The organism is Sphingopyxis sp. USTB-05 (assembly GCF_023822045.1).
Lineage (GTDB): Bacteria > Pseudomonadota > Alphaproteobacteria > Sphingomonadales > Sphingomonadaceae > Sphingopyxis.
In genome coordinates this window covers 3,872,677-3,896,531 of record NZ_CP084712.1, presented here as the reverse complement: position 1 = coordinate 3,896,531, position 23,855 = coordinate 3,872,677, and the positions used below count along the sequence as shown (strand labels likewise).

Genomic DNA, 23,855 nt, shown 5'->3' with positions numbered 1-23,855 from the left:
TTGCTCACGCGTTCGCGCCGGACTTGTCAGTCGCTACGCCCGGCAGCTTTGGCGGCACGTTGCCCCAAGCCAATCGCGCATTGTCAGGAGATGCGGCACCAAGGCTCCTTCCACAAATCAGGACGAGCCCAATGGCCACGGCGAATTCGACCAAATCCCAAGGGCGCCACCCAAGCCCTGCAACCGTTGGAGCCCATTCGGCAGTGACGTTTACGCCCAGTTCGTTATGGATCGCGTGAATGAGCACGCCACCCCACATCGATCCGCCGAGCTTGTTGCATACGAAGACAGCGATGATGGTGCCGGCAATGAACCCCGGAATGATAACGAATTGCTTGACGATAACGCCCCAGGCCGCGCCAGGTTCGCCGGAGAACAGCGTCGGCAAGTCGCGCGGCAAATGCCAAGCCCACCACATGAGGCCGAGGATCACCGCTGCGGCCAGAGGGTCAAACTTCTTGAGGAGCTGCGGCAGCGCAAAGCCGCGCCAGCCCAGTTCTTCGAGCAGTGGGCCAGGGCTGAGTAGCAGAGATGCTGCCAACATCGCATAAATAGCGAGGGGATCTGACCCATAGCGCAGGAAGGTGCGATCAAGCGTACCAGGCGGAGCGTAGATGAATGTCTGAACCCACATAATTCCTGTGAGCGCGAAGAACGCAAGGAAACACACAGCTATGACAGTAACGCCCTGACGCCAGGAAACAGGCGATCGCCACGGGGCGCAGCGGCTCAGCAGTTCACGAAATCCTGCACGCCCATAGCCGATACCGGTTACGATAAGAGCCGCGAACATTGGGGCGGCCGGAAACAGCAAAAGCGTATAGGCTCCCGGATACTCGAACGTGGACCTGACAGCGGTAATAATGTTGAGGTGAGCGTGCGTCTCTTGCAGCATCTTGAACATCGGGCCGAGCGGAGTCGGGCTCATCGCGCGTAGCGCATGGGCCGCGAGAGCGATCAGGATCGCCAACGCATAGAAGCAGAGCAAAGGTCGCTGTTTGACAAACTCCCGCATGATTCAATTCTCCCGTTCCTTTCAGCTAACATTTCAGATCGACCCGAGACGGTCAACAAGAATTGACTGTCCGTTCGGTTGATCTATGAGATGGAGATGCAGCGGCTTGCTGCGAACAACATCAAACCGAAGACTCGTGTTATGCTTGATCGTCGAACATTGATGGGAGGCATATTGTCGATGGCTGGATCGAAGGCGACAGGTGCAACCCTGCTGGGTCGAGGGTTGCGCGTGTTTGTGGCGACCTTCGGCACCGAGACGAATTCATTCTCACCCTTGCCAACCGGACTGGATGCATTCCAGGCGACGATGCTCTGGCGCCCCGGAGAGCACCCGGATTTCGCAACCGAGGCGACCGGACCGCTTTGGGCCGCTCGAGAGCGTGCCCGCGAGGGACGCTACGAGGTCATCGAGGGAACCTGTGCCTTCGCCATGCCGGGTGGTCCGGTCAGCGCGCAAGCCTACCAACTGCTGCGCGACGAGATCCTCGATCAACTGCGACGGGCAATGCCGGTGGATATCGTGGCTTTCGGTTTACACGGCGCAATGCTTGCCTTCGGGGAGGACGAGTGCGAGGCGGACCTTCTCGAGCGTGCCCGGGCGATTGTCGGGCCAGATGTAGCGCTAGGGGCTGAGCTTGATCTTCACGCTCACTTGTCGCCGCGAATGGTCCGCGCTGCCGATGTCATTGTGGCGTTCAAATATTATCCGCATACGGACTATGTCGAGCGCGCGCGCGATCTTCTCGATTTGCTCGAGAGAGTCCGTGCGGGCGAGATCAGGCCGACCTCAAGCCTGTTCGACTGCCGGATGGTCGGCGGATTGACGACGCAGTCGTCACCGATGAAGGACTTGGTCGCAGAGCTGATCGAGCGCGAGCGGCGAGGGGAAGTCCTTTCCGGCTCACTGATCCAAGGCTTTCGTGCGGGCGATGTAGCGCGCATGGGGTCGAAAGTGCTGATCTATACCAACAATGACCAGCCGGCTGCAGCGTCGATCGCACAAGACTTTGCTCGCCGATACCAAGCGATGGCTCCGATCATGAAAGGTAACGGCCCAGAGCGAAGCTTTGCGGCCGATATCGAGCTTGCCAAGGCTGCGACCGCTTTTCCCGTAATTTTGGTCGATAGTTCGGACAATCCCGGCGGTGGGGCTTCGGGTGACAATATGGCATTGGCCCGGGCGATGTTGGATAATGCACTGATCCCGGCATGCATTGGTCCGATATGGGATCCTCTCGCAGTACGATTGGCCTTTGAAGCGGGCCTTGGTGCCGATTTTTCGCTGCGTGTCGGTGGCAAGGTCGGCGAGGCATCCGGGCTGCCTCTCGACGTTCGCGGCAAAATCACAGGGCTTGCCAAGAATGTCACCCAAAACCTGCAGGGTTCCCGGCCGCCCCTGGGACGTGTCGTTTGCATTAGTACTGGCGGTCTCGACATCATCGTCAGCGAGATTCGGGACCAGTGCTACGGTCCCGAGATGTTCCGGGCGGTCGGTGTCGAACCTGCGAAAAAGCGCTACGTTGCCGTAAAGTCGTCCGAGCAGTGGAGAATCGGTTTCGGGGACATGGGGCGCAGTGTGATCTACGTCGCTTCGAGCCAGCAGTCGTCCATCCGTCACTATCACAAGCGCTCCCGGCCGATGTGGCCATTCGAGCCTGTCGACTTTTCAGCCTAGCGAATAAACCAGACCCCATCGATGCAATCGCCAGCGACACGATAGGCGACTATGGTCTCAAAGCGACCATCCGGGCCGCGCGTCGGGTCACCTTCGCCAAGTTCATGATCAACGACGTAGTTGTCGCGGATCATCCGCCCGATGAGCTCCATCCGAAGGCTGGGGACCCTAGCAAACAACCGCCTATAGACCTGTACGATTTCCGCGCGACCCACAGCCACTGGCGGACCCGTCAATTGTTCAAATCGCGCATCGCATGAGAAACAGGCGGCAAAGCCTTCGGCATCGTGTGCGTTGAATCGCTCCAACTGGCGAATCACCGGGTCCAGAAGGCTGATCGTCTTTTGTTGGGACATGCACAGATCCATTAAGAGCGAGGCTCGGCAGTGGAGGCCGGAAGACGGAGCACCAGCATCGCAAAAAGCGCCGCTGCAGCCGTGCCGGCAATTGCCATTGCCATGAGTAACGCCGGGGCCAGCGCCATGCCCAGGTCCTTGAAAACGGGAACAAGGACTGGACCAATGCTCAGCCCGAGCATGATATTAAACACGCCGCCCAATGATGAGCCAATTCCGCGCACCTCGTCGACGAGACGCTCTTGGAACAGGGGCAGTGAAACTGTTTGTGCGAAGGCGCTCGAGAAACCCCAGACCGAGATCGCGCCAATGACGCCGTAAGCGCTTGGAACTAGCAGCAATCCCGTACCGGCCAGTCCCACGATCGTTGCGGCAATAATCGCGGCAGGTCGTCGGTCACCCTTGGCTGTGGCTCTCAGTCGACCGGCGGCAGCCCCCCCGGCTAGCGCGCTTAGCGATCCGGCAAGGATGGCAAGCACACCGAAGATGAAGCCGGTCGAAGAGGTCGAGACACCATAGCTGCGGATCATGAGCGAAGGCGCCCAACTGACCAGCGCGAAATCGCCGAGCGAGAGAGCTGCGCATCCAAAGTAGATGGGGGCAAGCTGTCTTCGTTGCCGCCAAATCCACGCCAACGGTTCTGCCAGCGAATTGGGCGGTCGGCTAACAGCACGCATTGGTTCGCGGATGGAAACGATCGCTGCCGCAAGGAAAATTCCAGGCGTGCCAGCAATTACCATGACGATGCGCCAGCCAGAGAGTCCACCCAGCACAGGTAGTCCGCTGAATGCCTGGTGACCAGCCAGCTCAACCAGTGCCCCGCCCAACAGAAAGGCAAAGCCGTTTCCGGCGATCATTCCGAGCATCAGCAGCGCCAGCGGCATACTCCGCCGCTCCGGTGGGAACATATCGGCGAGCATCGATACCGCAGCAGGCATAAGCATTGCCTCGCCTGTGCCGACAGCAACGCGCAAGATGACCATCGACTCGAAATCACGAGCGAAACCGGTCGCAATCGTTGCGATGCTCCAGATCAGTATTCCGAAAATGATCATGCGTTTGCGGTTGTGGCGGTCGGCCAGCCAACCTGCGGCAACACCCATGGCAGTGTAAAAGACCGCAAACGCTGCACCTACAATGATGCTAAACTGCGCATCGCTAATGCCAAGTTCGCGTTCGATTGGATCAACGAGCAGCGAAAGTATGAAGCGGTCAGTGTAGGAAACCATTGCGGCGACAGTGAACAGTACAGCTGCCCACCAGCCAGCTCGGGAAGAGACGGTTGCTTTGGCGTTGGTCGAGGTCATTGCGAATGCGCCTCAACTGCATCTGGTCGCCATAGTCGCAGCACTTTCTTGTCGATCTTACCGATCGGCGTGACCGGCAAGGCTTTGATGAATTCGATGCGCTTGGGAACTGCGGCTGCACCTCGGCGCTCCCGGACAACACGCGCGACCTCAGCAGGATCAGGCGTGTTGGTTAAGTCCACAGGGACGATGAATGCTGTAACGGCCTCGCCCCAATGCGGATCATCGATGCCTACCACGCCGCAGGCCAGAACCCCCGGAATACCTGCAATGACCTGCTCAATCTCGTTCGGGTAGACGTTGAAGCCGCCCGTGATAATCAGATCCTTAGTGCGATCGACGATGCTGAGGTAGCCGTCTTCATCAAAGCGTCCCACGTCGCCAGTTCGAAGCCAGCCATCACGCATCGCTTCGTCAGTGTCTGCTTCACGCCGCCAATAGCCCTGCATCACAAAGGCCCCACGGACACATATTTCCCCGCATTCACCAGTGGGGACGGGCGCGCCATCTGCATCAACAAGTTGGATATCCACACTGGCCAGCGGCACTCCACAGGAACCCAATCGATCTGGACGACTCAGCACATGCTGTTCCCGGGCCAGATAAGCGATGCAGGTTGGCGCCTCAGTCTGGCCATAGAGTTGCATGAACAATGGTCCGAAAAGCTCGATCGCTTCAACAAGACGCGGAATGGCAATCGGCGCGCCGCCATAAATGATCGTTTCGAGCGGTCCAAGATCGAGCCCAGTATCCTTTGCAAGGTCGATTAACCGGTAGATCATCGTCGGGACGAGGAAAGTTGCGGTGACGTTGTGCCTGCGCGCATAGTCCGCCAAGCCCGCCGGCTCGAATGAAGGTAATAGATGAAAGGTTCCGCCTCTCAGCCATGCAGGGTAGCATAGCATTCCCGCTGCATGTGACACCGGAGTGACGGCTACGACATTCGTGGGACTCGGCCATTCCCATTCACTTGCTGCCATCAAAACCGTTGCCAGAGTCGAACTGTGGGTATGGACGACTCCCTTTGGCCGGCCGGTGGTCCCCCCAGTGTAAGCAATCACCGCGATATCACCGCATTGAGCGACTGACTCCAGTATGGACGGGGCGGCTGTATTAGCCCGCGCCATAAGGTCGATGCCTTGTTGGGCTGCACCGAGAGTCGCAACCTGGATAACACGGTCCAGATTCATCGCCAACAATGCTACTCGCTCGGCCTGCTCAGGTGCGACCAGTATGACGTCAATCTCGGCATCGCTAAGGATGTAGGCCAGATCCTCGTCGGACATGAAGAGCGAAACCGGCGTGACGCGGATGGCGGCAACCATAGCTGCAGCATTGGCAATAGCGGTTTCGGGAAGGTTTGGCGCCATAATTGCCAGGGCCCCGCCACGGGCGAGCCCGAGCGAGCCAAAGGCCGAGATGAACTGAGAAATGCGATTGCCCAGTTCGGCGTAAGTGAGTGAACCTCCCGGCCATTCAAGCGCAATGCGAGGATGCCAGCGTTTACAGGCTCTCGCGATGAGAGATCCCAGCGACCCGCCCAACTCGATCCCCATTCTTGATTCTCCACCGCACCGGACACGACCCCTTGCTTATATCGGTCAAAAGCAGGTTACAATCATATATTGACCGGCTGGTCGGTTAATGGCAGTTTCACTGCACCAATTTGGGGGAGAAACAAAATGATTCGTCGATCAATTGCTTGGGCGACCCTGGTCACTTTGATGGTCTCAGCTGCGCCTGCAGCCCTCGCGCAGAATACGCCCGCAGCAGCGGACGATGCACAGGACGACAAGGCGCCTGATGAAATCGTTGTCACGGCCCGGAAGGTCACCGAGCGCCTTCAGGATGTGCCGATCGCGATCTCGGCAGTCTCAGCCGACAAGATTGCCGAACGTGACAATGTGCGGGTCTCGGAACTGGCAGCTGCTGTTCCCAACGTAACATTTAGCGGTGGTCCACTTGCCACTATTACCGTGCGCGGCGTCTCGAGCCAGTCACGCTACAATCCCGGATTCGACAGCGGAATTGGGGTCTACATCGACGGTGTGGTACAAGGGAAAAGCTACACATTTGACTCCCCGCTCTATGACGTCGAGCGGGTCGAGTTCCTTCGCGGACCGCAAGGGACACTCTTCGGCAAAAATGCAATTGGCGGAGCGATCAGTATCGTCACGCGCAACCCGAGCTTCACGCCCACCGGCCAATTCGAACTTTCAACCGGCAGCTTCAACCGTTTCGAAGCACAGGGGTTTATCTCAGCGCCGCTCTCCAGCAGTCTTGCGGTAAGTGTGGGCGGATTTCGGGTTAAACGGGATGGCTACGTCCGTAACCTGATCGACAATCGGCGCTTCGCAAACGACGATAGCTACGGGGGCCGTGCAAAGATCCTTTGGAAACCCTCCGATCTGGTCAAGCTCGTTTTGTCGGCCGACTACCTGAAAGAGGACAACTACGGCTACGTAGATGAGGTTTCTGCCGGGTATGGCGGACCGACTGGACGCTATGAAAGCAACGTCGACACCCCTAATCTCGCCCGGCGCAAGACCAAAGGACTCGCGCTAACAGCTGACATTGAAACTGGCTTCGGGGCGACCCTTACGTCAATTACTTCTTATCGATGGGCCGAAAACCAGAGAACCAATGATTCCGACGTCGGCCCACTCTCGATCGTCGTAAGCGAGTCTGCGTCCAAGCAGACCCAGTTTTCGCAAGAGGTGCGTTTGTCCGGCAAACTTGCCGAGCGTATCAATTATTTGATCGGCGGTTATCTCTTCCGCCAGGATACCGATAACTTCGCACAAAGTACGTTCGGTCCTGACAGCAGATTTGCACCGCTGAGGGGGCAGGTCGGCAATACCTTTGGCGAGGCTGACACTGAAGCAGTGGCTGCGTTCGCAAGTGTGGATTGGGAACTTGTCGATAAGCTGACTGCCACTGTCGGCATTCGCTACACCGACGAAGCCAAGCGCCTCAATTATCAGCAGATAGGCTTTCCGCTGATCGGCGCCCCCAACCTGCCGCAGGAGTTTGACAGGATCAGCGCGACAGATGTTTCGCCCACCTTTACGCTTCGCTACCAGCCGTCACGCGACATCATGGTATATGGCACGGCTTCGAAGGGCTTCAAGTCGGGTGGATGGAACGTCGACAACATCACTTCGCCGCGCATCACGACTTTCAAAGCCCTGCGTTTTGGTGACGAGAGCCTTTGGAACTATGAACTGGGTATCAAGGCACAGTTCCTCGACAATCGCATCACGTTCAACGCCGACGCCTTTCGGCAGGATTATTCCAACATTCAGACGCCGCAGCTTACCCAAGTCCTCGGCGGTGGCGGTGCTGTCGTAGCTATCGTGACCAACGCCGCATCGGCCCGACTGCAGGGGTTGGAAGCGGAACTGACCGTGCGACCGACCGGCATTTTGACGGTGAATGGAGTACTTGGCTACACCGATGCAAAATATAGCAGGTACACCGACGGGGCGCTGAATTTTTCCGGAAACCGGCTGCCCGGGGCTCCCAAGTGGACTGGCAACCTGTCGGCGACCTTGCGAGTCCCGGTTAGCGACGACTGGTCGCTGGGCGCGCGCGGCGAATATCTCTATCGCTCGAGTACGTTCGGCGATCGCGAGAACTCGGCAGCTCGTACAACGCCGTCATATGCTTCTATCAACCTCTCGGCTGGCATTTACGGCAAGCATTTCGACCTCGTCGGCTTTGTCAACAACCTCGCCGACAAACAGGACGTAATCCTGATTTCCGAAGGTGGGTTCCCGGCTCCGCTTGGTGTCGGGTTGAACACGCTGGTTACCAGGCAGCTGGGGCGTACCTGGGGCTTACGGCTTGCTGGCCGTTTCTGATTTCGAAAGGCGCGGATCTCGCCCCGGTGCCGGGGATAAGGCTGGGATCCGCGCTTGATCTCCGATCGACCAAGTGTAAGGTCAACGCGAACCTGAGGCGGAGATGACAGTATATGGTCGGAGTTAGGGCTAAGGACCATGAAGATAAAAAGCGTTTGATCCTAGATACTGCCTCGGGTCTCTTCGCTCGGCAAGGCTTTGCGAAAACCTCGATCTCTGAGCTCTCTTCAGCCTGTAGAGCCTCCAAGGCTTGGATCTATCATTATTTCCCGACCAAAGAGGACATTCTCTTCACACTGCTGCGTGACTTTCTAGAGGTCGTTCGAGCTCGACTTGGAGCGATCGATATCGAGGAGCTTGCTCCCGAGGTCTCACTGCACAAATTCATCCTCGAATGCCTGCGGATCTATGACAATTACCGCATCAACTACCCGGTTTTGTTCAATGAAATGACGGTTCTGACAAGCGAGCAGCAGGAGGAGTTGCGCGCGATCGAGGACGCACCAGTTAAGCTGCTAACAGCAATCGTAGCCAAGATCAGACCGGAGATCTCCCAAGCTGCAGCTTTTCGTACACCGATAACCTTGCTCATCTACGGTACGATCAACTGGACCTACACTTGGTATAATCCAGACGGGAAGCTGAAGCTCGAGCAGCTTGCCGCTCTCGTGCGTGATTTCGTCCTTGGAGGCATTCAAACCGTTGACGTCGGGTGAGGGCGTCGGGGCGGATCGTTCTCGGCACTTCTTGAATGGGTCTGATGGGCTGAGCCGGACCTTAGGATCGCCGGACTTGAAGTTTGAGGTCGGCCCATTCGAGCCCCGGTCGAGCTGTTGCGCTGCTACCCAACCTTGGACCATGCGGGTCTAAAGTTTTCCGCCTTACTCACGTCCGGTGGGCTGGTTGCACCGGCTGAGTTTGCCAGCCGTATCGGGGGGATAACCGATCTCCCTGCATGCCCGTTCCAGCGTGGCGACCACATCTTCACCACGATAGCTGAACCGAGGATCGACCACGGGCGATAGCCGCGAGAACGTGTCGACCACTGTCAGAATGTGCAGCTTCCGACCAGTCGCCAACTGATCGTGCACAAAGCCCATGGCCCATACATCATTCGGACGGATCGCTGGTGCATGATCCTCCCGCAGTTTCGCTTTCACACGGCGCTTGGGCGGTTTATTGCGCAGCTGCAAGCCCAACTCCCTGTAAAGCCTGTATACCTTCTTCCTGTCCACGGCCCAGCCATCGCGGCGGAGGATGTAATACACCCGCCGGTAGCCATAGCGGACATGCGTCTCGCAGGTAAGCGCTGTTTCCGGGCCACATTGCGCGGTGGGGTGCATGCCGTGACCGATGCGAATGGTCGTCCGATCACCTTTTTCATGACCGCTGGGCAGGTCAGCGACTACACTGGCGCGGCCGATTTGCTCCACTACGACAAGCGCCGCTACAAACGCCGCAACCGCATCGAGATCATGTTCGGCCGACTGAAAGACTGGCGGCGCGTCGCGACCCGCTATGATCGGTGCCAAAACGCCTTCTTTTCGGCCGTAGTACTCGCCGCAATCTCATCTTCTGGCACTGACGAATCAGTCCTAACCTTAAGGACGCCGATACGCCGGAAGACAAGATTGAGCGTTCGAAGAATGCCGGTTGGGCGGCCATCCAAGTGGCTAGTTCTTTCATTCGGAAACGTGGCGAGCGGTTACTGGGGGAAGACGTCTGGGACGAGAATTCTCCGCGGAAAATTTTATATCGCTCGACATAATTCCCGATGCAGACTGCGCGTCGTCTGCGTTCCGCACGAGGACCGCTTTGCGCCTGATGCACTAATCCGCTTTGCGGAATGATCGGCCCCCACGGGCTGGTCCATTCGGATTGTTAGTGCATTGACGCCTCCATCGCCAGTGTTGGCCGTAGACGAGGAAGCCGCTTGTTTCTGGTAATGAGGAGACTTTTGGCCATCCATGGACGATCCGATGGTGCTGGCGCGTTCGATTATGGAAACTGCTACTTTGCTTAGATCAAGCATACGCCCGGGCGAACCCACAGCCAATTCGAGAAAAATCGTAAAATTGGCTTCTCGGCCTGTCTGCAAAGGCGTTTAGCGCGAGCGCATCTCCGCCACCCAGTTGCGGACGTGGGTTTCGAGCAGATCAAGCTGCACCGCTCCGGGCGAGAGCACGGTATCGTGGAACTCCCTGATATCGAAACCTGCCCCCAATGCGGCCTCGGCTTCGCGGCGCAGGTGCGCGAATTTCTCGTGCCCTAGCTTATAAGCGAGCGCCTGGCCGGGAACATCGGTCGCATAACGCAGCACTTCGGCCGAGGCTTGCTCGGAAGACATCATGGTATGGGCCACGAGGTAGTCGCGGGCCTGCTCGAAATCCCAGCCCAGAGCGTTGACTCCGGTGTCCACCACCAGCCGCGCCGCCATCATCGCGTCGAGCGCGACGAGACCATAATGGTCATAGGGATCCTTCACCGCTCCCATTTCGATCGCGAGATTGGCGGCATACTGGGCCCAGCCCTCGTTGTAGGCGCTGAGGCGAAGGCTTGCGAGTTCACGGCGGATCGGGGGCAGCGCCGTGTGCTCGGCTTGCAGGGCGAGGTGGAAGTGGTGCCCTGGTATTAGTTCATGGTAATTGATCGCCGCAGCCTGCACCATTGAGCGCCTGTCGAGGTTGGCGCCGTTGTAGCGGAACAGGCCCAGAGGCTCGACGCTCGAAGGCTTCTCGTAATAGCCGAAAGCGACACCGCCCTCGCTGGCGGCGGGGATGCGGCGGATGCCGTAGCCTGCTTTCGGCTGGCGGCCGAAATAGCGGGGAATGTGCGGCTCAATCCGGACGATCTGTTTGCGGTACAAGGCTTCCAGCGCCCCGGCATCGGCGACGCGGAAGCGCGGATCGGTGTCCAACATGCGGTGAAAGTCTGCTTGGCTCCCGGCAAAGCCGATCCGGACGCGCAGTTCGGCGAGGCGACGCTGCGTGTTCGCAACCAACTGAAGGCCGAGCGCATGGAGCTGTTCGGGCGACTGGTCGGTGGTGGTGTAGGTGGCGATCGCGCGGCGATAACGCTCGCGGCCGCCGGGATACTGCGAAAGACCGATCGCAGCAGGCGCGCGGGTCTCGTAATCGGCATCGAGCAGCACCGCGATGTCTGTGAGGCCGGCGGTGATCCTTGCCGCAGCCGCGCCGCGCGCCGCAGCGGTGAAACTCTCCGCGCCGCTGTCGGGCATCGCGGCGAGCCGCGCAGGGCTTGGCACCAGCCGTGCCTCCACTCCGCCAGCGAGCGCGAGATAGGTCGCGCGCAGCGACGCGATGGCAGGCTTGGCAAGATAGATCCCGGCATCGCGCTGGGCGATGGTCCTCTCCTTCATCTGGTCTAGCCGGTCACCGATCTCGGTGAGCAGCCAGAGATATTCCGCGCGCTGTTTTGGGGTGGCGAGCGGCCACTTGGAGGCGAGCTCAATGAGGCCATTGAGAGGCAGAACGCCGCTATAGGGTGTGATCGCAAAGTCGTGCACCCAGTTGTCCGGGCCTTCGGCGATGTCCTTGTTGAACTTGATGAGGAACTGGCGCGTGATCTCCTCGTCCGGCGTGAGCGCGGCAGGGTCAATCACCCGCAGACGGGCGAGCAGCGTTCGGGCAGCCGCAGCATCGCGCTCGGCTTCGGCACGGTCGATGTCCTTGACGCCGACGAAGGGCAACCCCGCCGCATCGCGCAAGGCATTGTCGCTGGCCAGCACTCCTTGCCATGACTCCTCGGCGATGGCCGCGACGATCCAGGATGGCTGTTCGGCTTTGTCCGATCCGGCCACGCGGCCCTGATGTTCGCTTGCTTGAGCAAGTTGAGCTGCGCCTATCAGCCATGCGGCGAGGAACGCGTGTCGGATCATGCCATGACATCCTTGTTGTCTGCGTTGCTGTGCCCTGCGAGGGCCTCGAAATTGGGGGAGTGACCGCGCGGCACGATCACCAGGGCCGGGCGGTCGGGAAGGATCGCCAGCTCGACGGTCCATGTCGCGAACCCCACCCTGCGGAAGCCCGGGGCGAGGAGGTTTGCGTCCATCGCGGCAGGCGCGTGCCGGCGCAGCAGCGCGTCAAGCCGCGAGCGACCGATGCGGTAGCCGACGACTGCGGCCGAAACATCGGCGGCGATGCAATCGGGTGCGGCGGCGGGTGCGGCGCTGACGCCGGTCGCGATCCACACCCATCGATCGGGTGCGACGGCGGCGGCATGTCCATCGCCCACCGGCTGAAGTTCGCCGAAAGACGCTGCCTGCGCGATTCCCTCGACAGCCGCAACCATCCCGCCGCCGCGCCGCCAGCTGGCATAGCGCGCGAGGGCGAGATCGCCTTCGGCAAGCCTCTCGTACATCGCCGGATCAAGCTGCATCGCGCATCCTCCCGCCGTCCGGGTCGAAGGCGCATGGGTCGACAATGCGCGCCCGATAGGTGCGCCCACGATTGTCCGGACCGAGATCCCATAGCGCAATGACCTCGCCGATCCGGGCCCCGCCATCAGCGATCATGGCGAGGGCATGCGGGCAGCCGAGTGTCGGCGAGATGACCGATGAGGTGACCCACCCGTCCGATCCCATCCCGCTTGCCGCGCGCAAATGCGCGCCGACGGGGAGGTGCGATCCATCTAGGCTTGCAAGCCCGACAAGCTGCTTGCGGCCCGGGTCTCTGCCGACCGGCATCAATGCACCGCGCCGTCCGATGAAGTCCGAAGCCTTGCGGGCCAGCGCCGCGCCGAAGCGGACGTCCTGCGGCATTGTCGTGCCATCGGTCTCGTTGCCGACATGCAGAAAGCCCTTCTCGATGCGCATCACGTCGAGCGCCTCGATCCCGAAGGGGATGATATCGTGTCCAGCCCCAACGGTCAGTATCTGGCCCGCCATATCATCCGCCAGATCCGCCGGGCAGGAAACCTCGAAACTGAGCTCGCCGGTATAGGACACGCGAGAGAGCCTGATCGGCCTGCCCTCGAAACTGCCCTCAGCATAGCCGAGATGCGGTAGAGAATCGGGCGAAAGATCGACCGCGATTCCGCTGCTCTCGAGCACGCTGCGCGCCCGCGGGCCGGCCAACGTGAGCACTGCCCATTGGTCGGTGACGTCGATCATGGCGACCTTGAGCTGCGGCCATTCGCACTGGAGATATTCCTCCAGCTGCGCCAGCATGCGCTGACGCCCGCCGCTGCTGGTGCCGAGGATGAAGCTGCCGTCCCCACGGCGCACGCAGACGCCGTCGTCGATCAGGATACCCGTCTCGGCGGCGAACAAGGTGTAGCGGCAGCGTCCGGGCGCGAGGCTTGCCATTGCGGCGACGCAGACGAGGTCCATGAACTGTGCCGCATCGGGTCCGTGGACCTCGATCTTGCCGAGCGGGGAGGCGTCGAACAGGCCGACCGCCTCGCGCACCGCCTGAACCTCGCGCGTGATGGCCGCATCGAGCATCTCGCCCGGTGCAGGATAGGCTGCTGGCCGCAGGTGCGAGCCATATTCCATCATCTGCGCGCCGAGCGACAGGTGCCGCTCGTGGGCAGGCAGGCGCTGGACCATGTCGAGAAGCGCCCCGCGTGCGTCGCCTGCAAAAGCGCCGACGGTGACGGGATCATAGGGCGGGCGGAAGCGGGTCGTGCCGACTTCTGCGGGCGCACGGCCGGTCAGGTGGCCCACGACTGCAAGGCCATTGACTGTCGAGGTCTTGCCCTGATCGGTCGCCATGCCCATCGTGGTGTAGCGCTTGAGATGCTCGACTGAGGTGTAGGATTCGCGCGCCGCCAGAGCGACGTCGCGAACCGTGACATCGTTTTGGTAATCGACCCATACGCTACCGCTCGGTCCGGCATTGGGATCGGGAATGGCGATGGGGGGCACGGGCGGCAGGCCCTTGCCCGCAGCGCGCCCGAGGACCCGCCATCCGGCGAGATGCTCGCGTGGGACGAAGCTCGCCAGATCCTCGCGCCATGCAAGCCGGCCCGATGCCTGGGAATGGAGACTGACAGCCGGGTTGAAACCGCCCGCAACCAGCAAGGCATCGCACGCAAGGTTCCGGCTGCCGAACTGCCCCGATACACGCACACCGCGCAATCGTCTGCGACCGGCCGCGCCTTCGATTCGGGCTGCGCCGAGGACCGGCACCCCGGCAAGGCACAGCGTCTCCACTGCCGGGCCCTGCGGGTTCGGCCTGCTGTCGACGACAAAGGCGGGGCGCACACCCCGGTGCAGATAGGCCCGGGCCGCCTCCCAGCCGGCATCGTTGTTGACGGCAAACCCGATCCGGCGACCCGGAACGACAGCCTGACGGTGCAGAAAGGCAAGGCCCGCCGAAGCCAGCATGATGCCCGGCAGGTCGTTATTGGCGAACAGGAGCGGGCGCTCGATTGCTCCGCTTGCCAGAACGCATTGCTTGCAGCGCAGGTGGATCAGCCGTTCCCGGGGGGCATCGTCCTGCGGGTCCAGGATCATCTGGCGCAGGCCGAAGGCATTGTGGTCATACGCCCCGAAGACCAGCGTGTGCGGCCACATCCGTACATTGCCGAACGCGGAAAGGCTTGCCACCAGCTGCGCAAGCTCTGCGTCGTTCTGCGCGCTCGCGCCCCGGCGATGCCCGCCCCAGAACGGTTCGTGTTCGGCGATCACAACATCAAGGCCGCGCTGCGCGAGGGCGAGGGCCTCTGCAAGGCCCGACCGTCCGCCGCCGATCACCAGAGCATCGCAGTTGACGAAGGCGTGTTCGTAGCGGTCGGGATCGGCGATGGCAGGGGCCTTGCCCAGGCCCGCCGCGCGCCGGATCAGCGGCTCGAAAAGGTGCCAGTCGGGCCATTTGAAGGTCTTGTAATAGAACGCGGCCGGGATGAAGGGCCTGATCAGCGCGTTGATGCCCAACAGGTCGAACCCGGGCGAGGGCCAGCAATTGACTGGCGCCGCTTCCAGGCCGTCTTCGATCGCAACGGCGGTCGCCTTGAGGTTGGGCACCGTACGTGCGCCGCGGCCCAGCTGCACCAGCACATTGGGCTCGTCCAGACCTGCGCCGATCAGCCCGCGCGGGCGGTGATATTTAAAGCTGCGCGCGGCGAGAACCTCGTCGTTGGCGAGCAGCGCCGAGGCAATCGTGTCACCGGCAAAACCGCCAAGCCCCCGTCCGGTCCAGCGCCAGCGCAGCGGACTGTCGCGGTCGATAAGGGCGCCGCCTTCGGGGAGACGCCAGGCTGTCATGTCGCGTCTCCGCCGCCGAGGGCGAATAGCGGCTCGCTGCGGCTGATGTCATGGCTTACCGTGTCGCGCTCGGCGATGAACCACTGCCCGCAGCCCAGCGCATGGAGCCAGCGTTCGCGGTGCAGCCCCTTGGGGTTCGCGCGCCAATAGAGGTAGTCCGTCCACTCGGCATCGCTCGCGTCGGCGGGCGGGCGGCGGCGGCTGGCATCGCCGGCACAGTGGAACTCGCTTTCCGGGCGCGGGCCGCAGAAGGGGCAGGCTATCCGCAGCATCAGTGAGCAATCCCCGCAGCGCCGGCCTCGTCAACGAGGCGGCCGGTAACAAAGCGTTCAAAGCTGGCGAAGGCGGCGAGCGGATGCTGCTCTCCTGCGGCCAGGTGATGTGCAAGGCACACGCCGCCCGCCGGGATCGCCTTGAAGCCGCCGGTGCCCCAGCCGCAGCTGAAATGGAGCCCCGAGACCGCGCTCTCGTCGATGATCGGCGAGGAATCGCGGGTCACGTCGCAGATGCCGGCCCATTGGCGCAGGAACCTCAGCCGCGAAAACTGCGGGAACAGATCGACCAGACCCTGCGCCGCGCGCTCCATCCACGGCAGATTGCCGCGCTGGGCATAGGACAGATAGAGATCGAGCCCCGCGCCCAGCACCAGCTCGCCCTTGTCGGTCTGCGAGACATAGGCGCCTGTCGCCGGAGACATCACGACGGTATCGAGGCAGGGTTTGACCGGTTCGGTGACAAAGGCCTGCAAGGCATAGGACTGGATCGGCAGGGTCAGCCCCGCGAGCCTTGCGATCTCGCTCGAATGTCCGGCGACCGCGACGCCGATCTTGCCGCATCCGATCATGCCGCGGCTGGTCTTCACCCCTGTGACGCGTCCGCGGACCAGATCGAAGCCGTTCACCTCGCATTGCTCGATGATGTCGATGCCATGCGCATTGGCCGCCCGCGCATAGGCCCAGGCCACCGCGTCGTGGCGCGCGGTGCCGCCGCGCGGTTGCAGCAGCCCGCCCCAGATCCTGTGGCGCGGATCGGGGTTGAGTCCAGAGATGGCGGCATAGACGCTCTCGGCGTCGTGGAACTCGGAATCGACCCCGTTCAGCCGCATCGCGTTCGCCGAATGGCGCATCCGGTCGCGCTGGTGCGGGTCATGGGCCAGAACCCACATCCCCCGGCGAGAGAACATGATGTTGTAATCAAGCTCGCGCGAAAGCTGCTCGTACTGCGACAAGGCGTAATCGTAGAAGGCAGCGCTCTCGGGATAGAAGTAGTTCGAGCGGATGACGGTTGTGTTGCGGCCCGTGTTGCCGCCGCCAATCCAGCCCTTCTCCAGCACTGCGACATTGCGCAGGCCGTGGCGCGCGGCGAGGTAATATGCTGTTGCCAGCCCGTGGCCTCCGCCGCCAATGATGACGACGTCGTAGCTCCGTTTGGGCTCGGCCTTGCGCCACTGCGGTTGCCAGACCTGCTGCCGCGAAAAGCCTCCCCGGATCAGGGACCACGCGTTGAAGGGCGTCTTTGGTCGCATCTGTCTTTCGTTACAATACACTAGTGTATTGGGCAACCACCTTGCTGCCCGTCACGACATCAGCCCTGCGGCGAGGGCTGCGATAAGGATCAGGGGCACCGGGATGCGTAGCAGCATCAGCCAGCCTGTCAGCACGTGGCCGTCGACCGGCCAACCGAGCATCCTCGCCCAGCTTTCGCGGGGCACGAACCATCCGGCGAAGATCGCGGTCAGCAGGCCTCCGAGCGGCATGGCGATTGCGGAGGTCAGGATGTCCAGCACGCCGAAGAAATTGGCCTCGGCGAACAGCGGCATGCCGGCCAGCGGGCGCCAGTCGGCCGCGAGATTGAACGAGACCACCGTGCCGATCCCGATCGCCCACAGCGCGGCCCCCGCGCCGCCGAGCAGCGGTCCGCGGGCAATGCCCCGTGCCTCGCCGATTGCTGCCAGCATCTCGAACAGCGCAACGCTCGAGGTGACGGCGGCCATCACCACCAGAATGAAGAACACCGCTGCCAGCCATTTGCCGCCGGGCAGGGTGGCGAAGACAGTCTGCATGGTCACGAACAGCAGGGTTGGCCCCTCGGTCGGATCGAGGCCCACCGAAAAGACGAAGGGAAAGATCACCAGCCCGGCCAGCAGAGCCACGACGGTCTGGGCAAACACGATGATCGCGGCTAGTCGCCCGATCCTGTCCTGCGGGCCGAGATAGCCGCCATAGGTCACCAACACTGCGGCGGCCACGCCGACCGAGAAGAAGGCATGACCCACCGCCTTGATGGCGCTGTCCCAGGTGACGTGGTCGGGGTTGACGGCGAATAGGAACTCGAGGGCCGGGACGAACCCGGGCTGGAAGACCGCGATGGCGAGCATGCCGAACAGGGTCAACGCCAGCATTGGCATCATCACCGCCATCGCCCGTTCGAGGCCGTTCTGAAGACCAAGCCTGATGATCAGGAGATTGATCACGATAAAGGCGGTCTGCCACGCCGTCAGCGCCCATGGATCGGCAAGCAGGGCCGCGAAGTCCAGCGTTCCTCCGATGCCGGTCAGCGTGCTCACCCCGTTCCAGGCGAAGGCGAGCGTCCACCCGCCGATGACGCAATAAAACGATACGACAAGGAAACTCGAGCCAACCCCGAGATAGCCGATCGCGCCCCACAGCGGCGAGCGGCCCTCGTTGGCGGCGACCTGCCGCCACGCCCGGGCCGGATCGGCCCCGCCCGTGCGTCCGATGGCCAGTTCGGCGATCACTAGCGGCAGGCCGATGACGAACACCGCGCCGACATAGAGCAGGATGAAGGCTCCGCCGCCGTTCTGCCCTGCCAGATAGGGAAAGCGCCACAAGTTACCGAGGCCGACAGCGAAGCCGATCACCGCGATGACAAACATCAGCCGCGATGACCAGCGTCGCCCTCCCTTGCTTTGCGCACCGTTCATTCCCACTTCCCCCCCCCAACGTCGCATTGACCGGACGATACATATCTGTATTCATGTGTGCAGGCGCTTGAGCAATGTTTTTTTAGCGCCCCCTTGGGGAGACCTGCCGATGACACTACGCAAAGTTGTGATGGGGCTTTGCCTCGTTCCTGCAGCGATGCTGGCTACCGCATGGCCTGCACTGGCGGAAGGCAAGGCTGCAGCAGCTCCCGTCGCTCACGATATCGAGACCGTTCTCGCCCCTTTCGCCGATCATTATGAAATGCGCGTCGAGAAGTCGGCGGACGTCGTGTGGCAACACCTCAAGCGGCTCTATGTCGACGGCGAAAGGCTGCGCCAGCAGGGCTTTGCCGTCTCACCGGTCACCGACGATCCCACGGTATGGCTGGGCGCTGTCCGGGGTGTTCGGGAAGGCGACACAAGTCGTCCCAAGGTGACAATCATGGTCAGCGGTATCGACGAGGAAGCGCGGTTGCTGACTCTGATGATCGTGCTCGAAAATCCCGTGCCGGCCTATGTGTTCCATCAGGTGCGCCCCGATGGCGCGGATGCTTCGATTTACCAGACCATCATTCAGACCCGATGGCCTGTGAAGAAACCCGAAGGTGGCGAGCTGACACCTGAGTACATCCGTCAGAAAATGCAGGCGGACGTCGCGTTTCATAATCAGGAAGTCGCCGAAATTATGCAGCGCGAAAAGGCGATTATCGAAGCGCTGGATTGACATGGATCGCGGCAGGCCTCACGCCACAGGCATGTCGGCCAAAGCGCATGCGATTAGCAAAAGGGACACTCCAGTCGAAAAGGACTGGATTGCCGTCGCGCGCGAAATGCTGATCGAGGGCGGGGTTGCCGCAGTCCAGATCAATCCTCTTGCGGTGCGTCTCGGTGTCACGCGCGGCGGCTTCTACTGGCGGTTCAAGAACCGCCAGGATTTGCTCGATCACCTGCTGCTCGATTGGGAAAGTTCTAACGCCCGTCATTTCCTCGACCGGCTCGCCGAACGCGGGACGCTGGCTGAACGCATGCAGCGGCTGATCGACCTTTGGATGGAAGAACGGCAGTTCGATCCCCGGCTCGAAGCCGCAATACGGCAATGGGCGCTGATAGATCCAGCGGTCCACGCACGAGTGCGCAGCGTTGATCTTGGGCGTATCGAGGCGATTACCGACATGTTTCTGAACGACGACTATGAACCCAACGATGCCAAAGCCAGAGCGCGAGTTACTTATTTCCACCAGATCGGCTACTACACGCTTGAGCTCGGGGAGAGTCCTGAGGAACGCAGGGCGATGCTGCCGCACTACACTCGCGTTCTGTTCGGCAAAGACTGACGTCTAACCAACTTTAGCACAACACAGCGGTTGCGCGATACATATGTGTATCGTAAGCTTGCTCCTTGACGTTCAGATGGAGGGGTTAAAGCGCAATGCACGGGTTTCTGAGCAATGACTGGGCAGGCCTCGTGCTGGCCGCGGGTATGGCGGTGCTGGCTGGCGTCATCTTCGTTCTGACCCGCCGCAGGTGGGCCGCTGCCCCCGTGCTGCTATTTGCTGCCGCGATGGCGGTCGGCAGCGGTGTTCACCTTTATCGCGTTGCCGGAATGGAGCGGCTCTACCCCGCGCCCGGCAGCTTCGTGGAGGTCGACGGGCAGAGGCTGCACGTGCTCGCCGAGGGGGCGCAGGACAGGGGCCCGGTGATCGTGTTGTTCGGGGGCGGCTATGCCCCCGGGACGGCGATGAAGTTTCTTCACGACGCGCTCAAACCGGAATTCCGCAGTGTGTTGATCGACCGTCCGGGGACGGGCTGGAGCGGGCCTGCACGATTCCCGGTTTCGACCGCTACTCAGGCGAAGCAGATGTGGGAGGCGCTCGACAAGGTTGGCGTTAAGGGTCCGGTGATGCTGGCGGGACATTCCTTCGGCGGCCTGCTGGCAGCCAATATGGCGCGGCTGCGTCCGGAGCAGGTGCATGCACTGGTGGTGATGGATGCGACCCCGCCCGACGTGATCCTTTATGGGCCGCGGCTGGAGGAACTCTCCTCGCTGTCCTCCGATCCGTGGTGGAACGGCTTCTTCTCGCTATTCGCCTTAGACTACCAGACCTTGAAGGGTGAGACTGAAACCCCGCCCGCCTACGCCCAGCTCGAACGTAAGATCGCGGCGACCATGGGCAAGGCCTATTCCATCCAGAAGACTTATGTGACTCGGCCGCGCACGCAAATGGCCGCGCATTCGATCTTTCGCGAACTCACCCCCCAAGGAATGGCGGCGGTGGGCTACGAGACCGGCTTTTACGAGGGGGAGTTGGGCAACGTCCCGCTCTACCTGTTTGCGCCGCAGAACGCGGTCGGCCTGTCGGATGTCTCCACGCTGCGAAATGCCGAGCAGCGCGAGGCGCAGAGGTTGCAGAACTTCTATGCCGTCGCCCGCGAGCGCTATCTCGACTACTCGAACAATTCGACCCGGATCGTTGCGCCAGCCGACGCGAGCCATAACTTCCTTTATGAATACCCCGCCGAGACGGCAGATGTCCTGCGGCAGATCGCGCGTGGCAATTACGCGCCGCCCGCAACAGCATTGCAGGAGCCGGGCAAGTGAGCATCCGGCTGGCCATCGCGCTGGCGGCATCGGTGTCGGTCCTCGCGCAGACGCCGGGGGCCGCGGCAGCGGAGCGGCCGGCCACAAGCGCGCTTTCGGACTGGACAGGCGAATGGCGCCTGCCGCCGTTCGACCGCGCGACGCCTGAAGCGCTCGCGCAGCAGGTTCCCGCAGCGGTCGAAGCCTACCGCCGTGAACTCGCCGCGATTGCTGCCGATCCCGCTCCGCCGAGCTTTGCGAACACGGTCGCGCCGCTCGACCGGGCCGGCCGCCCATTGCGGCGGTTGATGGCGTTGCTGCGCACTTTCCTTTCGTCCCATTCCGACGAGAACTGGCGCGCGGTCGGCACCGGTCTGGTGGCGATGAACGAAGCGGTGCAGGCCGAGGCGCTTTCCGATCCGGCGTTGTTCTTGCGGGTCTCGGCGGTCTACCGTTCGCTCCCGTCTGGAACCTCCGACCCTGAAGATGCGCGGCTGACCGAGCTGACTTATGCGGCGATGGCGCGTGCAGGGGCAGGCTTGGGCGCTGTCGAGCGTGCGCGGCTTGCCGAGATCGACGGGAAGCTTGCTAGCCTCCAGCTCCAGCTCAACCAAAACCTCAACCGCGAGGCTGCCGGGCAGTTCGTGTTCCTCGAAGATGCCGCACGGCTCGATGGCTTACCGCAGGCGCAGATCGCCGCCGCTGCCGATCTCGCGAAAAGCCGGGGGCGCGAAGGCGCTTTTGCCATCCCCAACCAGCGCCCGCAGGTTTTCTCGGTTCAGACCTTCGTGCGCGATCGGGAAACCCGGCGCGAAGTGTGGCAGCAATGGATGAACCGCGGCGGCACTGAAGGCGAGTACGACAACCGCCCGATTGCGGCCGAGATCCTCGCCCTGCGCAAGGCCAAGGCCCGGTTGCTCGGCTATCCGCGGTTTGCCGACTATGTGCTGGCCTCGCGCATGGTCGCTACGCCCGAGCGCGCTTTGGACATCATCGAGACAAACTGGACCGCGGTCATGGCCGCCGATGCCCGCCGCATGACCGAACTGGCCGTGCTTGCGCGCGAGGACGGGATCGGCACCATCGAACCCTGGGATCGCATCCACTATCTCGACCGCTTCACGCGCGAACGCTTCGGCATTGATGCGCAGGAGATCGCGGGTTACTTCCCCCTGCCGCGCGTGCGCGACGCGATCTTTGCCGCAGCGGGCGACACCTACGGCTACAGCTTCGAACGACTTAGCGGCGCGCCGACCGTCAGTCCGGAAATCGAAGTCTATCTCGCGCGCCGCAAGGGCGCACCTGCGGGTATTGTCTACCTCGATATCCGTCCGCGCCCGCAGAAGCCTCAAGGATCGTGGGCGGCGCAGTATCGCCCTGCGGGAGATCTCGCTCCCGGCGAACTGCCGGTGATCGTGCTTAATTCGAGCCCGCCGCAAGCCGCCGTGGGCGAGGAAATCCTCCTCCCCTTCGAATATGCCAACGTGTTGTTCCACGAATTCGGCCATGTGCTGCACATGCTGGCGAGCACCGCGAGCTATAACGGAACTGCATCGCTTACCGTGCCCTGGGATTTCGTCGAAGTACCTTCGCTACTCAACGAGCGTTGGCTTCTGACTGACCGCACGCTCGACCGTCTGCCGCATCATCACACCGGAAAGATGATGCCCGCAGACCTGCGCGAACGGCTGCGCGCGGCTCGGCAGTATGAAAGGGTGTTCAGCGTCAATCCCGAATACATGGCGATGGCGCTGGTCGACCAGAAGCTGCACCAGGCCGACGGGCCGATACCCGATGTCAATGCTTTCGAGGCCGCGGTGCTGGCCGAGCGGGGCTTTCCCGCCTCTGCTGATCCGATCATGCAGGCATCGGCCGCCTATCACACCTGGTCGCGCGAATATGCGGCGAATGTCTACACCTACCTGTGGTCCGACATTCTCGCGGCCGATCTTGCCGAGGTGTTCCTGCGCGCTCCGGGCGGCCTGCATGACCGGAAGGAGGGAGAGCGATACTTCGACTTGGTTCTCGCCCGGGCCAATTGCGTGCCGGTCGAACAGGCCTATCGCGAATTCCATGGCCGTGCGCCGGACGAGGCTGCGCTGATCCGCCGGTTCGCTCTGGACGGGGAGGGCGAGGCGAAGTGAGAGCCTGCGCGCCTCGCCTCGCCTCGTGACGGTCGGCATGGCAGATCTTTGGAGAACGAAAAATGCAGGAACATGACGCGGTCCCACTGATGGACCATGTCGAACTGCCGCCTGCCCGCATGCTTGGCGAAGCGCAGGAATTCCTCTCGCGGATGAAGAAGCGCCATACCGTGCGCGAATTCTCCGATCGTCCGGTCGAGCGCGCCGTAATTGAGGCGGCGATCGCCGCTGCCGGCCTCGCACCCAGCGGCGCGAACCACCAACCCTGGCACTTCTGCGCGATCGGCACGCCCGAGGCCAAGGCGACCTTGCGTGAGCTGGCCGAGAAGGAAGAACGCGAGTTCTATGCCGGCAAGGCCGGAGAGGCATGGCTCGACGCGCTCGCCCCGCTCGGCACCGATGCGCACAAACCCTATCTCGAACACGCCCCGTGGATCATCGCCGTCTTCGGTCAGCGGAAGGGCGGCATCCGCGAGGACGGCGAGCAGCAGAACTACTACGTCCCCGAATCCGTCGGGATCGCGATGGGCTTTTTGATCGCCGCACTGCACCATGCCGGGCTCTGCATGCTGACCCACACGCCCAAGCCCATGACCTTCCTCAACGATCTGTGCGGCCGGCCCAAGAGCGAGAAGCCCTATCTCCTGCTGGTGGTTGGCTATTCTGCGAAGGATGCCACCGTGCCGGTTCATGCCCTGAAGAAGAAGCCGCTGGATCAGATCGCCTCGTTCATCTGAGCCATG

Annotated in this window: 18 protein-coding genes and 2 pseudogenes; 9 read left to right on the top strand and 11 right to left on the bottom strand. The window is 61.9% G+C overall.

Translation table 11 applies throughout. The features are described from left to right. Window positions 1-4: 4 nt before the first annotated feature. On the bottom strand, window positions 5-1,015 hold the full coding sequence (locus tag KEC45_RS18010) for a CPBP family intramembrane glutamic endopeptidase (protein WP_242774160.1): 1,011 nt from the start codon (window positions 1,013-1,015) through the stop codon (window positions 5-7). Window positions 1,016-1,111: 96 nt separating this feature from the next. Between KEC45_RS18010 and mlrC the strand changes: the two genes are divergently transcribed. Further along, a complete protein-coding gene (mlrC, locus tag KEC45_RS18005; RefSeq protein WP_252171219.1) occupies window positions 1,112-2,692 on the top strand; it encodes a microcystinase MlrC in 1,581 nt (526 codons plus the stop codon). Here the strand turns inward: mlrC and KEC45_RS18000 are convergent. Genes KEC45_RS18000 through KEC45_RS17990 form a run of 3 tightly spaced genes read right to left on the bottom strand, consistent with a single transcriptional unit; the run spans window position 2,689 to window position 5,911 of the window. Then, the gene (locus KEC45_RS18000) at window positions 2,689-3,048 is read right to left on the bottom strand and encodes a nuclear transport factor 2 family protein (protein WP_193749245.1); all 360 of its coding nucleotides are present in this window, start codon (window positions 3,046-3,048) and stop codon (window positions 2,689-2,691) included. The two genes, mlrC and KEC45_RS18000, sit on opposite strands and share 4 nt — an antisense overlap. A gap of 11 nt (window positions 3,049-3,059) precedes the next feature. Beyond that, the gene (locus KEC45_RS17995) at window positions 3,060-4,355 is read right to left on the bottom strand and encodes an MFS transporter (protein ID WP_242774167.1); all 1,296 of its coding nucleotides are present in this window, start codon (window positions 4,353-4,355) and stop codon (window positions 3,060-3,062) included. Beyond that, the gene (locus KEC45_RS17990) at window positions 4,352-5,911 is read right to left on the bottom strand and encodes an AMP-binding protein (RefSeq protein ID WP_242774170.1); all 1,560 of its coding nucleotides are present in this window, start codon (window positions 5,909-5,911) and stop codon (window positions 4,352-4,354) included. The genes KEC45_RS17995 and KEC45_RS17990 overlap by 4 nt, the downstream gene beginning before the upstream one ends. 126 nt (window positions 5,912-6,037) lie before the next feature. On the opposite strand from KEC45_RS17990, the gene KEC45_RS17985 reads away from it, so the two are divergent. Both KEC45_RS17985 and KEC45_RS17980 read left to right on the top strand, forming a co-directional pair. After that, complete coding sequence (locus KEC45_RS17985; RefSeq protein WP_252171218.1) at window positions 6,038-8,218, top strand: TonB-dependent receptor; 2,181 nt, start codon at window positions 6,038-6,040, stop codon at window positions 8,216-8,218. A 155-nt stretch (window positions 8,219-8,373) separates the two neighbouring features. After that, on the top strand, window positions 8,374-8,934 hold the full coding sequence (locus tag KEC45_RS17980; RefSeq protein WP_242774180.1) for a TetR/AcrR family transcriptional regulator: 561 nt from the start codon (window positions 8,374-8,376) through the stop codon (window positions 8,932-8,934). Between the two features lie 219 nt (window positions 8,935-9,153). On the opposite strand, the pseudogene KEC45_RS17975 reads toward KEC45_RS17980, so the two are convergent. Further along, window positions 9,154-9,519: pseudogene (locus KEC45_RS17975) on the bottom strand (IS3 family transposase); the annotation flags it as partial. A gap of 36 nt (window positions 9,520-9,555) precedes the next feature. Here KEC45_RS17975 and KEC45_RS17970 point away from each other — a divergent pair. Then, a pseudogene (locus KEC45_RS17970) lies at window positions 9,556-9,783 on the top strand (IS5/IS1182 family transposase); the annotation flags it as partial. Between the two features lie 539 nt (window positions 9,784-10,322). On the opposite strand, the gene KEC45_RS17965 reads toward KEC45_RS17970, so the two are convergent. Genes KEC45_RS17965 through KEC45_RS17940 form a run of 6 tightly spaced genes read right to left on the bottom strand, consistent with a single transcriptional unit; the run spans window position 10,323 to window position 18,390 of the window. After that, window positions 10,323-12,116, bottom strand: a complete 1,794-nt coding sequence (locus KEC45_RS17965) for a DUF885 family protein (protein ID WP_242774184.1) — start codon at window positions 12,114-12,116, stop codon at window positions 10,323-10,325. After that, on the bottom strand, window positions 12,113-12,616 hold the full coding sequence (locus tag KEC45_RS17960) for a hypothetical protein (protein WP_242774187.1): 504 nt from the start codon (window positions 12,614-12,616) through the stop codon (window positions 12,113-12,115). The genes KEC45_RS17965 and KEC45_RS17960 overlap by 4 nt, the downstream gene beginning before the upstream one ends. After that, window positions 12,606-15,446 carry a 2Fe-2S iron-sulfur cluster-binding protein gene (locus tag KEC45_RS17955; protein ID WP_242774196.1) on the bottom strand — a complete coding sequence of 947 codons (2,841 nt, stop codon included), beginning with the start codon at window positions 15,444-15,446 and terminating at the stop codon, window positions 12,606-12,608. The genes KEC45_RS17960 and KEC45_RS17955 overlap by 11 nt, the downstream gene beginning before the upstream one ends. Beyond that, window positions 15,443-15,718 (bottom strand): sarcosine oxidase subunit delta, encoded by a 276-nt coding sequence (locus tag KEC45_RS17950; protein WP_242774199.1) that lies wholly within the window; start codon window positions 15,716-15,718, stop codon window positions 15,443-15,445. The genes KEC45_RS17955 and KEC45_RS17950 overlap by 4 nt, the downstream gene beginning before the upstream one ends. Next, a complete protein-coding gene (locus tag KEC45_RS17945; protein ID WP_242774202.1) occupies window positions 15,718-16,971 on the bottom strand; it encodes a sarcosine oxidase subunit beta family protein in 1,254 nt (417 codons plus the stop codon). Before KEC45_RS17945 ends, KEC45_RS17950 begins: the two co-directional genes overlap by 1 nt. 51 nt (window positions 16,972-17,022) lie before the next feature. After that, window positions 17,023-18,390: a sodium-dependent transporter gene (locus KEC45_RS17940; RefSeq protein WP_242774204.1), complete on the bottom strand. Its 1,368-nt coding sequence runs from the start codon at window positions 18,388-18,390 to the stop codon at window positions 17,023-17,025. A 109-nt stretch (window positions 18,391-18,499) separates the two neighbouring features. Between KEC45_RS17940 and KEC45_RS17935 the strand changes: the two genes are divergently transcribed. The 5 genes from KEC45_RS17935 (at window position 18,500) to KEC45_RS17915 (ending at window position 23,849) form a co-directional block, all read left to right on the top strand. After that, complete coding sequence (locus tag KEC45_RS17935; RefSeq protein ID WP_242774211.1) at window positions 18,500-19,114, top strand: hypothetical protein; 615 nt, start codon at window positions 18,500-18,502, stop codon at window positions 19,112-19,114. Window position 19,115: 1 nt separating this feature from the next. Then, window positions 19,116-19,724, top strand: coding sequence for a TetR/AcrR family transcriptional regulator (locus tag KEC45_RS17930; protein ID WP_252171217.1), 609 nt, complete (start codon window positions 19,116-19,118; stop codon window positions 19,722-19,724). 95 nt (window positions 19,725-19,819) lie between these two features. Beyond that, the gene (locus KEC45_RS17925; RefSeq protein ID WP_242774217.1) at window positions 19,820-20,989 is read left to right on the top strand and encodes an alpha/beta fold hydrolase; all 1,170 of its coding nucleotides are present in this window, start codon (window positions 19,820-19,822) and stop codon (window positions 20,987-20,989) included. Further along, window positions 20,986-23,112, top strand: a complete 2,127-nt coding sequence (locus KEC45_RS17920; protein WP_242774224.1) for a M3 family metallopeptidase — start codon at window positions 20,986-20,988, stop codon at window positions 23,110-23,112. Before KEC45_RS17925 ends, KEC45_RS17920 begins: the two co-directional genes overlap by 4 nt. A gap of 62 nt (window positions 23,113-23,174) precedes the next feature. Continuing rightward, on the top strand, window positions 23,175-23,849 hold the full coding sequence (locus tag KEC45_RS17915) for a nitroreductase family protein (protein ID WP_242774225.1): 675 nt from the start codon (window positions 23,175-23,177) through the stop codon (window positions 23,847-23,849). Window positions 23,850-23,855: the final 6 nt, after the last annotated feature.